General features: G+C 41.0%; 13 protein-coding genes. 7 read left to right on the top strand and 6 right to left on the bottom strand.

The window, feature by feature from the left end:
• Positions 1 to 24: 24 nt before the first annotated feature.
• The 4 genes from galM to galE form a co-directional block, all read right to left on the bottom strand.
• Positions 25 to 1,065, bottom strand: a complete 1,041-nt coding sequence (gene galM, locus PR809_RS18280; RefSeq protein WP_206276076.1) for a galactose-1-epimerase — start codon at positions 1,063 to 1,065, stop codon at positions 25 to 27.
• A gap of 34 nt (positions 1,066 to 1,099) precedes the next feature.
• Entirely contained in the window at positions 1,100 to 2,254 is a 1,155-nt protein-coding gene (gene galK, locus PR809_RS18275) for a galactokinase (protein WP_166267922.1), read from the bottom strand.
• 80 nt (positions 2,255 to 2,334) lie between these two features.
• Positions 2,335 to 3,387, bottom strand: coding sequence for a UDP-glucose--hexose-1-phosphate uridylyltransferase (locus tag PR809_RS18270; protein ID WP_102137471.1), 1,053 nt, complete (start codon positions 3,385 to 3,387; stop codon positions 2,335 to 2,337).
• Positions 3,388 to 3,399: 12 nt separating this feature from the next.
• Positions 3,400 to 4,425, bottom strand: a complete 1,026-nt coding sequence (gene galE / locus PR809_RS18265) for a UDP-glucose 4-epimerase GalE (RefSeq protein WP_166267926.1) — start codon at positions 4,423 to 4,425, stop codon at positions 3,400 to 3,402.
• 494 nt (positions 4,426 to 4,919) lie between these two features.
• On the opposite strand from galE, the gene PR809_RS18260 reads away from it, so the two are divergent.
• From PR809_RS18260 to PR809_RS18240, 5 genes are all read left to right on the top strand, one after another.
• Positions 4,920 to 5,633 carry an IclR family transcriptional regulator gene (locus tag PR809_RS18260; protein ID WP_102137469.1) on the top strand — a complete coding sequence of 238 codons (714 nt, stop codon included), beginning with the start codon at positions 4,920 to 4,922 and terminating at the stop codon, positions 5,631 to 5,633.
• Between the two features lie 64 nt (positions 5,634 to 5,697).
• On the top strand, positions 5,698 to 7,326 hold the full coding sequence (locus tag PR809_RS18255; RefSeq protein ID WP_206276075.1) for an OPT/YSL family transporter: 1,629 nt from the start codon (positions 5,698 to 5,700) through the stop codon (positions 7,324 to 7,326).
• A gap of 17 nt (positions 7,327 to 7,343) precedes the next feature.
• Positions 7,344 to 8,549, top strand: coding sequence for an aminotransferase class V-fold PLP-dependent enzyme (locus PR809_RS18250; protein ID WP_102137467.1), 1,206 nt, complete (start codon positions 7,344 to 7,346; stop codon positions 8,547 to 8,549).
• Positions 8,542 to 9,267, top strand: a complete 726-nt coding sequence (gene pepE / locus PR809_RS18245; RefSeq protein ID WP_102137466.1) for a dipeptidase PepE — start codon at positions 8,542 to 8,544, stop codon at positions 9,265 to 9,267. Before PR809_RS18250 ends, pepE begins: the two co-directional genes overlap by 8 nt.
• Entirely contained in the window at positions 9,267 to 10,211 is a 945-nt protein-coding gene (locus tag PR809_RS18240; protein WP_195697507.1) for a DUF1177 domain-containing protein, read from the top strand. Before pepE ends, PR809_RS18240 begins: the two co-directional genes overlap by 1 nt.
• A gap of 57 nt (positions 10,212 to 10,268) precedes the next feature.
• Here PR809_RS18240 and uhpC read toward each other — a convergent pair whose 3' ends face one another.
• Positions 10,269 to 11,594 carry an MFS transporter family glucose-6-phosphate receptor UhpC gene (gene uhpC, locus PR809_RS18235; RefSeq protein WP_102137464.1) on the bottom strand — a complete coding sequence of 442 codons (1,326 nt, stop codon included), beginning with the start codon at positions 11,592 to 11,594 and terminating at the stop codon, positions 10,269 to 10,271.
• A gap of 184 nt (positions 11,595 to 11,778) precedes the next feature.
• Positions 11,779 to 12,408 carry an NAD(P)H-binding protein gene (locus PR809_RS18230; RefSeq protein WP_102137463.1) on the bottom strand — a complete coding sequence of 210 codons (630 nt, stop codon included), beginning with the start codon at positions 12,406 to 12,408 and terminating at the stop codon, positions 11,779 to 11,781.
• Positions 12,409 to 12,617: 209 nt separating this feature from the next.
• Here PR809_RS18230 and hemP point away from each other — a divergent pair, with 209 nt between their 5' ends.
• Both hemP and PR809_RS18220 read left to right on the top strand, forming a co-directional pair.
• The gene (gene hemP / locus PR809_RS18225) at positions 12,618 to 12,791 is read left to right on the top strand and encodes a hemin uptake protein HemP (RefSeq protein ID WP_229597470.1); all 174 of its coding nucleotides are present in this window, start codon (positions 12,618 to 12,620) and stop codon (positions 12,789 to 12,791) included.
• Between the two features lie 430 nt (positions 12,792 to 13,221).
• Positions 13,222 to 15,234, top strand: a complete 2,013-nt coding sequence (locus PR809_RS18220) for a TonB-dependent hemoglobin/transferrin/lactoferrin family receptor (RefSeq protein ID WP_206276073.1) — start codon at positions 13,222 to 13,224, stop codon at positions 15,232 to 15,234.
• Positions 15,235 to 15,255: the final 21 nt, after the last annotated feature.

Raw genomic sequence — 15,255 nt, 5'->3', positions numbered from 1 at the left:
ATGCGGTGTTAATGATATATAGATTTAGAAAATAAATTGATAACAGGTTTCACTGCAATAAATTTGATTAGGCAGTGAAATTGGGCTGTATCGCTCTCCCCATTCGGGGTGATTAACGGCATCGGGTGGAAACTGCGTTTCAAATGCCACACCGGAAAAAGGCGTATACAATTTGGTTTTACCTGGCACTGAAACTAAATAATTCCCTGTATAAAGCTGCATGGTGGGCATCGTTGTAAAAATATTCATCTTTACGTCTCCCTCAGGAGCACTCAACGATGCCACTGATTTGCGCCCATCGATACAGGCTGAATCAAGCACAAAAGTGTGGTCATAGCCCCCAGCCGCAACTTGGTCACTATCTTGTAGAAAATCACGACCAATGAGTTTGCTTTGGCGAAAATCAAAATAACTCCCCGTAACATCACGCCAATCTCCACTCGGGATCCCTGCTTTATCTGTAGGTAAATAATAATCGCCGTGTATAGTAAGAGCGTGATCTAACACCGTTTTTTCGCTACCTTCCCCCGCCAAATTAAAGTAAGTGTGGTTGGTTAAGTTTACAGGACAGGCCTTCGTGGTTTGGTGTTTATAACGGATAATCACTTGATTTTCATCCGTTAATTCATAACTCACCTCAACCTTTAATTCCCCGGGGAAACCTTGGTCACCATCCGGTGAGGTGAGTGAAAAAATAACCTGTTGAGCACTCAGTTGCGAAACCGCCCAAATCCGATAACTAAAATTATCTTTCCCACCATGTAAGCAATGCGCTCCTTGATTGGCTGATACTGAATAATTTTCACCGTGAATGGAAAAACGTGCATTTGCGATACGGTTAGCCACACGCCCTACTGTTGCGCCCAAGTACACGTCCTGCTCTGTGTGTTTATCCACATTCGGTGAGCCTAAAACGACATCCCGTTTTCCACTCGCTAGCGGCAAAATGCAACTCATCCAACTTGCCCCTAGACTTGTCAGGGTAATTTCCATTCCATTTTTATTGGTCAACGCGATGACTTTGGGCGTACCTAATGTCGGGTCTTTCTCTTGAGTAAACGGCATTTTATCTCAACTTTTTCAATATATTAGTTTAGTTTTAACGCACCACACTCGCGCCTGAGCTTGGTTGGCAAACATAAATATCGGCTTGCAAACCTGTCGCTTTCTGATATTGCGCTTCTACTGCGTCAATCACAGGCTGCACACATTGTTGCTGCATTAATGCCACCACACAACCACCAAAGCCTCCGCCTGTCATTCGCACCCCACCTTGAGCACCTAGAACGGACTTAACGATATCCACTAAAGTATCAATTTCTTGAACTGTAATTTCAAAATCATCACGCATAGAAATATGTGATTGCGCCATTAGCTCGCTTAGCTGCAATAAGTCATTCTGTGTCAATGCTTTTGCTGCCGCCAAAGTACGTTCGTTTTCACTGATCACGTGTTTAGCTCGCTTGGCAACGATAGGGGATAATTGATGTTGCTTCTGCAAAAACTCATCAAAAGTGACATCGCGTAACGCTTTCACCCCAAACAAATTAGCGGCTTCTTCGCATTGTTGGCGACGCGTATTGTATTCACTTCCAACCAAGCCGCGTTGTTTATTTGAATTAATTATCATCACAACTAAGTCATCAGGTATGGAAATAGGAAATAGTGCCAAACTGCGGCAATCAATCAATAGAGCATGGCCTTCATCACCACACGCTGAAATAAGTTGGTCCATAATGCCGCAGTTACAACCGACAAATTGGTTCTCAGCTTGTTGGCCATTAAGTGCGATATCTTGTTGACTAATATCTAATTGATACAATGTTTTCAGTGTTTGCCCAATCACGACTTCGAGTGAGGCAGAAGAACTTAAACCAGCCCCCTGTGGTACATTTCCACTCACAGCAATATCGCAACCGTTAAATGAAAACCCGCGTTGTAACAGAAACTTCACGACACCGCGAATATAGTTTGCCCACATTTTTTCAGGCAAAAATGCAATTTCGCTATCCAAACTGAATTCATCGCACTCATTATGGTAGTCAGCTGCAACGACTCGGATTATACGATCATCACGTTTTGACGCTGCGGTCATCGTTTGGTATTCAATGGCACAAGGCAAAACAAAACCATCATTGTAGTCCGTATGTTCACCGATAATATTCACGCGCCCTGGGGCTTGAACATAAACTTCAGGTTGATAGCCAAAGGTTTTTTCAAACGACGTGGCAACAATTTGCTTTAACGTTTCCATTTTTAATTATCCTTAATGCATAATTTGCTTAACCCAGCAAACAGCTAAGTTAATTGTAATTTGATAAATTATTTAGCGGTTTAGCTTTGCTTATAATGGCAGTCACTCACATCACGCAAACGTTGTGCGGCTTGTTCTGGTGTGAGGTCTCGCTGGGTTTCCGCTAACATTTCATACCCCACCATGAATTTTTTTACTGTCGCTGAGCGCAATAATGGTGGATAAAACAAGGCATGTAATTGCCAATGTTCAATGCCTTGGCTTTCATTCATAAAAGGCGCAAAGTGCCATCCCATTGAATATGGGAAAGAACAGTGAAATAGATTATCGTAACGGCTTGTGAGTTTTTTTAGCGCAACAGCAAGGTCTGCGCGAATGGCTTCACTCATTTCATCCATACGGCGAATGTGTCGTTTCGGTAATAGCATGGTTTCAAATGGCCAAGCCGCCCAATAAGGGACAAGTGCAATCCACTCTTCAGTTTCGACAACAATCCGTGAGCCATCTTGTTGTTCAGCTTTAATGTAATCAATCAATAAATTACGGCCATGGCGTTGGTAATATTGCGCAAGAAAATGGTCCTTGCGTGCAATTTCATTTGGTAAAAAATCACTCGCCCAAATTTGTCCATGAGGATGAGGTTGAGAGCACCCCATTATTTCCCCTTTATTTTCAAAAACCTGAACCCAAGCATAATGCTCACTTAACTCAGCGATTTGTTGCTGCCATGTTTCGACAACGCCTTCAATTTCAGATACAGACAGCTCTGGCAGTGTTTTACTGTGGTCAGGTGAAAAACAGATCACCCGGCTAACGCCACTCACCGATTGTGATTGAAATAACTCAGATGAGTTATCAGGTTGGGCGCAGGGTTGTGCTAATAACGCACCATGGTCATTTTGGAAGACATAAGTCCCTTGGTAGTTAGGATTCACTTCCCCGGAAACCCGTGTATTACCTGGGCAAAGGAAGCAATGCTCATCATATTGAGGTAAATTCTCTATTGATGGCTTTTCATCTTTACCACTCCACGGCCGTTTTGCTCGATGAGGAGACACCAACACCCACTGCCCCGTTAATGGGTTATAGCGACGATGAGGGCAATCAGAAGGGTTAAATGGCATTGTATTCATATTATTTATCTCCTAAACCTCATAACCATTGGGATTTTTTGATTGCCAACGCCAGCTGTCAGCCGCCATATCCTCTAAGGTTCGCTCCGCTTGCCATCCGAGTTCGCGGTACGCTTTTTCCGGTGTGGACCAGTATTCTGCGATATCCCCAGCACGACGGGGTTCAATCACATAAGGGATGGCTTTTCCAACTGCTTTTTCAAATGCATGTAACATTTGCAAAACACTGGTGCCGTTACCCGTGCCTAGATTGTAGCAATGTAATCCAGCTTGATTTCCAACCCCTTGCAGGGCGGCAACATGGCCATCTGCTAAATCCATGACATGAATGTAATCACGAACCCCCGTTCCATCTACCGTAGGGTAATCGTTTCCATAAATCACCAGTTTTTCTCTTTTTCCCACCGCAACTTGGGTAATATAAGGCGTTAAGTTATTTGGGATCCCTTGAGGGTCTTCTCCCATCAAACCCGATGGATGGGCACCAACAGGGTTAAAGTAGCGTAATAATGTTAATGACCATGACGGGTCTGAGTGAAATACATCAGATAAACAACGCTCAACCATGTATTTACTCGTGCCGTAAGGGCTTTGTGTATTACCCGTTGGAAACGTTTCAGTGATAGGTAAACAACTAGGTTCGCCATATACCGTGGCTGACGAACTAAAAATCAAACTTTTCACGTTCGCTTTTTGCATACAGCGCATTAATACCAATGTTCCATTAAAATTAACATCATAGTATTTAAGGGGGTTTTCTACTGATTCTCCAACCGCTTTTAGCCCTGCAAAATGAATAACTGAATGAAATTGATGAGAAGAAAAAACAGATGCTAGTTGTTGCTCGTTGCGGACATCACATTGATAAAACACCGGACGTACACCGGTTAATGCCTCAATACGATTAAGCACTTCTCGCTTTGCATTACACAAATTATCAATAATAACTGGCGATAGCCCAGCCTTTATTAATTGAACACAAGTATGACTACCGATATATCCAAGCCCGCCTGTAACGAGTATTTCAACCTGTTGCATCTCTTTTCCCCCAATACAGCCTAAATTACATTCTGTCTTCCAACGTGTCATTGCTACGGAGTATAACAACGAGTTGGGATAAGATTCTGTGATCAATCTCGACTTAGTGTAAACGTTTACACAAAATTATAAAATAGCCTATTTCTCACATAAAATGAACCGCATCAGGAAAAGATCATTCAAGCTAAACAAATTCTCCTGTTCTCACCAATAACTTATTTATCTATTTGCGTCTTTTCCATTGTTTCGCTAACAGGAACAGCTAAAAACCAAAAAAAATAGATTAATTTCAAATAATTACAGCAAAACCAAGAAAAAAAGATAAATAATAAGAACTGTTTTAGTGACCAACTTAACACGGATGCAACAAATCATTTACTTTGCATATTGTTTCATCTAAATATGTTTGTATTACAAAGCGGCACACTGTTCCTGTATCAGGAACAAAAATATAACAATAGTGCTAAGTCAATTGATTATAAACAGGGGAAGCTATGAATAACCGACTACAATCTGCTGGATTCGTATTAACCTTGTTAGATTGCTTTTCAATCAACAAGCCCATATGGGGAGTGCGTGAGTTAGCTCGTCATCTTGATAAGAGCCCTTCCGTCATACAGCGGGGTTTTAATATTTTAGAAGAGCAAGGTTTCTTACAAAAAAATAAGAATAAAGAATATTTATTAGGCTTGCGGTGTATTGAAATCGGTCATTTAGCCAATAACACACGCCATTTTTCACAATTAGCGAGTGACTACCTACGCCCTCTCGCTGATAAAACACATGAAACCATATTTATTTATCGCCGTTACAATGATATCGCTATTTGCAATTTCATTTTAGAAAGTGACCATCTTATCCGCTTTACATCTAAAGAAGGAGAAGCGTTGAGCTTACATGAAGCCCCATTTACACAAATAATTTTAAGCTCAATGGATATTTCTTATATTGATGAATATATTTCTAAACATAATTTGCAAAATAACACCTTATTAAGAAAGCAATTAAGTCTCTATGCTGAAGAAGGATATGCATATTCAAAAGAAGCTTATTTAGCAGGAACACAAGGGTTATCCGTTCCTATATTTTCTTTTGAAAAAGGGGTATTAGGCTCGTTATGCATTGCAGCATCAAGCCAAAGTAAAAATTTAACCGAGTATTACCCATTATTAAAATCCACAGCCAGTAAATTATCTGCCATATTTTAAATCCATGGTGAAATTAATAAGATAAAAAGCAGTTATTAATTATTAAAATAAAATAGGTAACTCTATGAATATATCTCATGATAAAAATGATACTGAGGTACGTGTATCTATTTTTTCTCCGGCACTACTCATCGCAATAATTATATTATCTTTTGTTGGTGCTATTATTGGCATTCAGATTATTGTCACACTAGGCATCTCCGCAAACACATCAATTATCGGAGCTGTTCTCGCCATTTTATTATCTCGTGTCCCGCTTTCTATTTTCGCATCATTTAAATTTATAGATGCACAAAATTTAATTCAAACCAGTATCTCTGCAGCAACCTTTGCTGCAGCAAATGGGTTAATGGTTGCCATCGGTGTACCTTGGGTGTTGGGTATGCCTGAATTAATTTATCCGATGATGGCTGGGGCTTTCGTTGCGATTATCATTGATGGCACGATTTTATATGGTTTGTTTAATACCCGCGCCTATCCTGCCAGCGCTTCTTGGCCTGCTGGTGTTGCCACCGCAGAAACTTTATGGGCAGGAAATAAAGGTGGAAAGCGTCTTGGCGCATTGCTGACAGGCTTTGCTGCTGGAGCCATCGGTGCAGGTTTTGGTATCCCAATGGCATCCGCAGGGATCGCGTTGATTGGCAGTATTTTCGCGTTATTCATGTTTGCTGTTGGACTACTTATTCGTGGTTTTTCTGAGTCAGGGCTAATTACTTATAATTTATATGAAAACTATGTCCCACATGGTGTGATGATTGGTGCAGGTATCGTCGCCTTAATCCAAATCGGAGCCATTGTATTTCGCAACAAGAAAGATAGTCAGCAACAAAACGAGGAGAGTGATGAATTACGCCAAAGTAGCAAACGTATCAAGTCAACCTTAATCAAAGGGGCAATTTTCTACTTTTTAACCGCGTTAGCACTCACATTTATTAGCCAGATATTTGCCACTATGACATTGCCGCAACTTATTGGATTCCTCATTTTTGCGACCTTAGCCGCTTTAATCCAAGAGATGATTGTGGGTATGGCTGCAATGCATTCTGGCTGGTTTCCTGCAACTGCAGCAGCTCTTATCTCATTGATGATTGGCATTTTACTGGGGTTCCCTCCTGAAGCATTAGCTGTTTTAGTCGGTTTTTGTGCCGCTACAGGCCCTGCTTTTGCCGATATGGGTTTTGACCTAAAAACGGGGTTTATGATCCGCGGTTATGGTAAAAACCAATCTGCAGAACATTATGGAAGAAAACAACAATATTTTGCCGCTATTATCGGTTTTTTCTGCGCCTTGGTGGTGGTTGCGCTTACCTACGATTTTTATTTCGAACAAGACAAAATCGTTCCTGCATCAAGGCTTTATGCTGCTACTATCCAAGCAGGAAGCTCCTCAAATGTGGCGATGATGTTGCTATTGTGGGCCATACCGGGAGCCATCATTCAGTTGATTGGCGGTGCTAAAAATCAGATTGGCGTACTCTTCTCAACTGGCTTAATGATTAACTATCCTATTGCAGGTTGGACTGTTCTTACCGCACTCGCAGTTCGAATTATCATTGAGCGTTTCTTCAATATCAGTTCCGATAAAATTTCAACTTTCGCTGGTGGGCTTATTGCCGGCGATGCTCTTTACTCCACAGCTAAAGCTTTCCTGCCAACCCTCAAAGCGAAGCTACTTTCCTTCTGGGCTAAATAATTTTATAGGAAATAATAATGACGAATATCTGGTCGCAAGTGCAAAAAGACACGCTAGTTTCACAACATTACGCTTATTTTGATACGGGAGCCGCGGCACCACCACCAAAACCAGTAATAGACGCAGTAAAGCGCTATCTTGATAAAACCGCAGAGCAAGGGATTTATTTACCGAGCTTCCGCAAGCAAACTTATGAGCAAGTTGAAATTTGTCGAAAAAAGTTGGCCGCATTTATCGGAGCAAAGCCCAGTGAAATTGCATTTACCAAAAATGGTACAGAATCTATCAGTTTGATTGCTAGAGGTGTTTCTTGGAAAGCTGGCGATGAAGTGATAATCCCTGATACTGAGATGCTCAGCAATATTGCAATTTGGCAACTGTTAGCGCATGAAAAAGGAATAAAAATTATTAAGGTGAGTGCGGATAGCTATGGTGTCCTTTCACCTGAATCTATCGAGCAAGCGATAACCTCTAAGACAAAGCTCATCAGTTTCGTTGCGCTATCTAACATAACTGGGGTAATTCAACCTGTGCAGGCTATTTGTGAGATAGCCAGAAAGCATGGTGTACTTAGCCATATTAGTGCTTCACAAGCCATTGGAATGTATAACGTTAATGTTCAAAAATGGCAATGTGACTTTATGTCATCATGTGGCCGAAAAGGGTTGAGAGCTATAGAAGGCAGTGGCATTCTCTTTGTTCGTGAACCACTGGTTCCATCATTATCCCCCACACTGGTCGGTTGGTGGAATAGCTCAATTGATCCACAAACAGGGAACATTATTCTGCCTCAAACGGCAAAACGTTTTGAAGCGGGTTGCCCAAATATTCCGGCTATTATTAGTTTAGATTCGGCTTTAGACTATGCAGTAAATATCGGTATTGAGCAAATTGAGGAACGTAACCAAACACTTACTCAATATGCAATGCAGCAATTATCTCAACTTTTCGGTGTCGAAATTTATGGCCCTAATAATAGCCACCAGAGAATAGGAATAATTCCATTTAATATTAACGGAATTCCCTCTGATTTATTAATGCAAAAATTAGAAGCTAAAAATATCATTATTGAATCAGGTCACTTTATGGCAACCGCGATATTAGAGTTCTATCAAATAGAAAAAATGGCTCGCTTATCACTTCATTATTTTAATAGTGAAAAAGAGATTGATTTATTAATTAACTCAATAAAAGAAATCAAAAAGGAATATAGCAATGACTAATGCGTTATTAATGAGCAGCTCACGTATGGGGAATATGAATTATTTACAACATGCGGACGAACAAATCCATCGTTTATTACAACACAAAAAACAAAGTATTTTATTTATTCCTTATGCTGCAGTTACATTCAGTTTTGATGATTTTGAAGCGATTGTGAAACCAGTATTTAATGCTTTAGGTTATGAGTTAACATCAATTCATCACTTTAGCGACCCTGTTGCGGCAGTTAAACAAGCACAAGCGATTGCTATTGGTGGCGGAAATACCTTTGCTTTATTAAAACGCCTATATGATGCAAACATAGTAGAGCTGATTTCACAACGAGTTAAATACGAAAGCATTCCCTATATGGGATGGAGTGCAGGCAGTAATGTTGCAACACCGAGTATTCGCACCACCAATGATATGCCAATTATCCAACCCCCTACATTTAATGCACTGAATATTTGCCCATTTCAAATTAATCCGCATTTTATTTCTGGTAAACCGATTGGCCATAATGGAGAAAGCCGTGAAGAGCGGTTAAATGAGTTTTTAACGATTAACCCCATGGAAGAGTTGATCGCACTGTATGAAGGTACTGCATTATTTATTGAAAACGACCATGGCACCATTTTAGGTGAGCAAAATGCCTTATGGTTACGGGGACCTAATAAGATTGAAGAAATTGCTACCAACAAGCCATTCAAATTAAATATGATTAAAGGAGTGCAATAATGTCTTTGAATTATCTAAGCCAAGTTTATGACTTATTAGACACCCCTGATGTTGATGGCGAAAAAATGGCAGCGCTACTTCATTCTGTTGGCTCAAGTGATGCCATCATCACTGTTATTTCTATTCCTTATGAATCCCCAGAGGATACGAGTAAGTTATGCCATTTTATAAAAGTATTGATCCCAGGCTCTGAGGGCAAACACCGTGGAGGCGCTTACCCGACTTTAGGCATTATCGGTCGTTTAGGTGCACAGCAGGCACAGCCGAGTCGTATTGGGATAGTTTCTGATGCAGATGGGTCAATTGTCGCTTTTGCCAGCGCGATGAAGTTGTTGGATATGGCAGCAAAGGGGCAAACCCTCAAAGGGGACGTAATAATTAGCTCTCATATCGCCACGCATGTTTCGATTACGCCTCATGACCCTGTCGATTTTATGGGAATGCCAGTTTCATCCAATACCATGAACCAATATGAAGTCGATAAACAGATGGATGCTATTTTATCCATCGATACATCAAAGGGAAACAGCATCATTAAGCAGCGAGGGATTGCTATTTCTCCCACGGCTAAGCAAGGCTATATTTTACGCGTCGCACCTGATTTAGTACGCTTACTGGAGTATGCAACAGGAGATGTGGCAAAGACGTTTCCTATCACCACACAAGACATTTCTCCTTATGATAACGGTGTTTATCACTTTAATTCTATAATGCAACCGCATATTGCAACACAGGCACCTGTTGTTGGTCTTGCCATTACGGCTAAATCGATTGTTCCCGGCAGTGAAACAGGCGCAAGTTATGAAAGCGAGTTAATCGATGCCATGCGGTTTACTGTAGAAGTCGCTAAGCAATTTTGCTGGGATAAAATTCGATTTTATCAGCAAGATGAATATGAGAGGCTTTATGATTTATACGGTTCATTAGCGCAGATTCAGGGGTAACCTTCGAAAGTAAAAAGCCCACATTTGTGGGCTCTGTCATTCATAAATCACGCTGTACTAGCCTTCTACACTGACTTTTTTCTTCGTCATTATCATTGCAATAATTAACATTAAAATTAAGAAAATGGATAAGACTAATAGCAAGGAATAGAAGCCATTCCATTGGTATTTTTCAATGACGATTGACAATGGATACCCCGCGATTGATGCCCCTATATACGCAAACAAGCTAACAAACCCTGTTGATGCTCCTGCGGCATTTTTATGCGAGTTTTCAGCGGCTGCCATCGCAATCAAGAATTGAGGACCAAAAATGAAGAACCCTGTCATAAAGAATAAGAAAGAAAATACATATTCGTTATCAACAGGAACAATCCATAAACAGAATGACGTGATAATAATTCCGAGCGCATAAATAACATTCATTTGCGCACGGTTTCCTTTAAAGATTAAATCGGAGCCCCATCCTGCAACAATTGCACCAAAGAAACCGCCAATTTCAAACATCATGACGACAGCATTGGCCGACAATAAATTAAAACCGTGCTCTTCAATTAAATACAGGTTTGCCCAGTCATTTATCCCTGTTCTGACGATGTAAATCACCGCATATGATATAGCAAGAACCCATAATACTTTATTTTTAAAGATATATTCGTTCAATATTTTGCCTAAAGGTAAACCCGCCCCTTTGGCTTCATATTTTAATTCTTCAAGGTCATTTCGCCATTCACCAACCGTTGGCAAGCCCATTGTCCGAGGCCTATCACGTAATAAAATACATAATCCAATACCAATCACAATGGCAATAATTCCCGGTATGATCATCCCATAGCGCCAACCAAGGGCTAATGCGACACCGCCCGATAGAATTGGAATTATCGCGCCACCAATATTATGTGATGTATTCCAAATGGCCCACCAGAGCCCACGTTCATTACGTGAATACCATGTATTAAGTATTTTTGCACAAGGCGGCCAACCCCAACCTTGGAAAAATGCATTTACCATCCACAACACGATAAACATACTGATTGAGGAGGTTAGCCCGAACAGGATGTTTACAACCCCTGTCGCTATCAAGCCAATCCCCATAAAATAACGTGGATTTGAACGGTCACCAATGATGCCAGAAAGGAATTTAGATGCCCCATAAGTCAGGTAAAATGCGGTTCCAACCATCCCTATATCGGCCTTTGTAATACCTAAATCAGTTAGCATTTCAGGCATAACAAAATTGAAGCTTTTGCGTGTGAAATAAAAAACGGCATAGCCAATATAACTGACAATCATTAAGTGTAATCGCCAGTATTTATATTTAGCGTCGATTTCAGATTTCGACATTATTACTGGTATATCTGGTTGTTCTTTAAATATTGACATATTCAACCCCGGCTAAAAGTACAAGCAGGCAAAAATATGACAATAATTTAGTGGCAACAATAAGTAAAAACACCTAATCGTTACACTTTTATTACAGTTTTATTACAAAGTGTTGCCTTCATCAAGAAATGAATATTTTTATCTCTTCCCTATAACATTCAAAAGAAAAATGAACTACCCAGTGTTATATAAGCTGTTTAGATGAAATAACATGAACCCCTTTAGTGGGGCTCACTGCGGATTCAAATAATGCCTTCGCAATATGTGTTGCAGGGCTAACTTGGCAACTGGCAGGCAATACAGATGATAGAAAAGAAATAATTCGTATCACAACAACTTCCCCCAAACGCGTATGTTCACGCTCACCACCAATCACATTCGGCCGAACCAAAGTTAAAGAATCAAAACCCAGTGACATTAAATCTTGTTCAAGCTGCCCTTTGACTCGGCTATAGAAAAATGGTGACTTCGCATTTGCCCCCAACGCAGAAGTCAATACAAATGTTGGGCAACGCCATTTTTTGGCCAGCTGCGCACAGGTTAAAGGATAGGTGTAGTCTACTTGGCGAAATGCCGCCTTCGAGCCCGCCGCTTTGAGGGTTGAGCCCAGCGCACAAATCACAGCATCGACTTCCCATAATGCAGCCTCGTCAGGCAAATGATTAAAATCAACAATAGGTGCTTGTAATTTCTCATGTTCTGCTAATGCATGTCGTGTTGGCGCTATCACCTGAGTCACACGAGAGTCTGCCAGAGCCAATGATAAAACATGGCTGCCCACAAGGCCTGTCGCACCTAAAAGTAATATTTTCATTTTATTCACCCATGCAATGAATGGAGAAATTCAATTATAGCCTTGTCAGTGGGGTTCCACTAGATTAATGCTGTTTTTTCGTACTAACTTAGTTTTTTGTGGCTCTTTTGTTGTTTGATTGTGAAAATTACTTGATATTAACAATCATTCTAAAGATAATCATTCTCAATATCATTTCGATTATCAACAAACTTAGTATGGTAAATAATATGACAGCCCCAGTTGCAGAAAATACCGTCGAAACGGCAAAACACACCGTAAAAACTGACGTGATAGAAAGCCAACAATTATTGGGCCCTGCCGGTAAGGTCTCAATTCAACATAATGGCGAGCTTTATCAATTGAGACAAACACGTACCGGTAAATTGATCTTAACTAAGTAAGCCATACCCAAAGTAAGTCGCACCAAAACTTAATTCGCAAGCCACCTAGAGCAGTTATCCAGGCAGCCAGCTTAATCTAAACATAGGAAAAGGTTTCTTATGGAGTTTAAACTGACGTCTGTATTCCACATTTGTACCGCTAAATATCGAATTAGCAAGGATAGCCACTCGATACTTTACTATCGCACAGCGGTCGCTTTCATGTGCAAAACCCTAAATAGTCCTGCTGAACACAAACCAGTAGTCTGCTATTACCTCAGCTTTATACTTTCATTATGTGTTTACTCCTCTTGCTATGTTCAGACACTACTTACATGCAATTTTTCCTGTGTCATACCGAATTCAGGTCCTCCAGACCAACGCATCGTCATCAATTAATACGAATTCACTCTGCTTAATACAGATAAAAACTATATGGAGTATCACAATTATGTCCCCTGTTTTGCGAATGTCAGTCCTGACCAGCGCCATCTTAGGCGTGATAGCAAGTGCTCAAGCACAAACGACAGAGCCAACACCCAAAAAAAACCATCATGATGTGATGACCGTTTATGCGACAGGTAGCGAACGAGACAGCTTCGAAACCCCGATGATGGTCACGGTGATCAAAAATAATTCACCTGAAACGCAAACGGCCAGCACCGTCAATGACATTTTACGCAAAGTTCCCGGAATTGGCGTCACGGGAACTAGCCGAGCGAATGGACAAGATATTTATATGCGCGGGTTTGATCGACGCGGCATTTTGACTTTAGTTGATGGTATTCGCCAAGGCACAGATACAGGCCATGTCAATGGCACCTTTATCGACCCCGCACTGATTAAGCAAGTTGAAATCATCCGTGGCCCTTCAGCTTTGCTTTATGGCAGTGGTGCTATGGGCGGTGTGATTGCTTGGGAAACTGTTGATGCCAAAGACTTATTACGTGAAGGCCAAGACCACGGTTTCCGTGTCTTTACCGAAGCCGCTACCGGCGATCATAGCTTCGGTTTCGGTGGTAGCGCATTTGGACGTAGTGATAACCTTGATGGGTTATTCAGCTTTGTCACCAAAGAAACCGGTAATGTCCGCATGAGTAATGGCGATGACATGAAAAACAAAGAAACTATCGGTAACTTGCTCGCAAAAGGAACATGGCAAATCGATGATGCACAGAAATTATCAGGCCAAATGCGTTACTACAACAACGATGCCAATGAGCCTAAAAACCCGCAAGAAATTAATGTAGGGAGTGACAATCTAAAAGTTAACCGTACCACTCGCCAACGAGATGCTCAGATAACTTATCAAATTAAACCGGGCTCACAGGAATGGCTAAATTTTAAAGTCACGCCTTATTACTCCGATATTAATATCACGGCAAAAGGCCAAGGAACCCCCTATGAAGGTCGTACACAAAAAACTTATGGCATAAAAGCTGATAACCGCTCTAACTTTTATGACTTGCCATTAGCATCACACAACCTGACATACGGCAGTGAAGCTTATAAGCAAAAACAAACTCCTTATGCAAACACCACCCAATTCCCCGATGCGGACATCACCTTTGCATCCGGCTTTTTACAAGATGAAATTAGCCTAAAAGATTTACCTGTTTCCTTTATTGTCGGTACGCGCTATGACCATTATAAAGCCACATCGGATGGCAATGAAGATGTGAAAAAAGGTAAATGGTCATCTAAAGGTGCCGTTAGCATTACACCAACAGAGTGGTCAATGCTATTTGCGTCATATTCAGAAGCCTTCCGAGCACCTTCTATGATGGAAATGTATAACGACGAGGTCCATTTCCAAATGGGGCCAATCGTTAATAGATGGAAGCCAAACCCTAATCTGAAACCTGAATCAACCCGTACTGCAGAATATGGTTTTGGTCTGCGTTTCGATGACTTATTGACGGATCGCGATAACCTGCAATTTAAAGCCAGCTATTTTGATACCAAAGCGAAAGATTACATAAACACATATGTGAATGTTGATAGATATGTTCTGCAAAATAACTACACCACATCAATCAATACTAAACGAGCCAAAATTTGGGGATGGGATGCCTCGATGGATTATAAAACAGACTATTTCAACTGGAGTTTGGCTTATAACCATACTGAAGGAAAAGATGAATCTAATGGAAAATCAATAACATCAATTAAACCTGATTCTGTCACCAGTAATCTGGCCGTGCCTATCTCAGACAGCGGTTTTTCCGTGGGCTGGTTAGGGGAATTTACGCGCCATACTGAATTCAATAAAGCCTCTAAAGCAGAACAACAAGCGGGCTATGCCGTGCATGACTTCTACGTCAGCTACCAAGGTGACGGGCAATTCAAAGGGTTAGGAACCAGTGTCGTGTTAGGCAATGCTTTTGATAAAGAATACTACTCATCACAAGGCATTCCTCAAGATGGACGTAATGCCAAGCTGCTTGTCAGCTTCCAATGGTAATTCACACAATATTAAGGAGAT

Origin of the sequence: Providencia sp. PROV201, from assembly GCF_028479545.1 — a bacterium.
In the GTDB taxonomy this organism is placed as follows: domain Bacteria; phylum Pseudomonadota; class Gammaproteobacteria; order Enterobacterales; family Enterobacteriaceae; genus Providencia; species Providencia huaxiensis.
The sequence above is the reverse complement of the archived record's forward strand: the minus strand, read 5'-3'. Positions and strand labels throughout refer to the sequence as shown.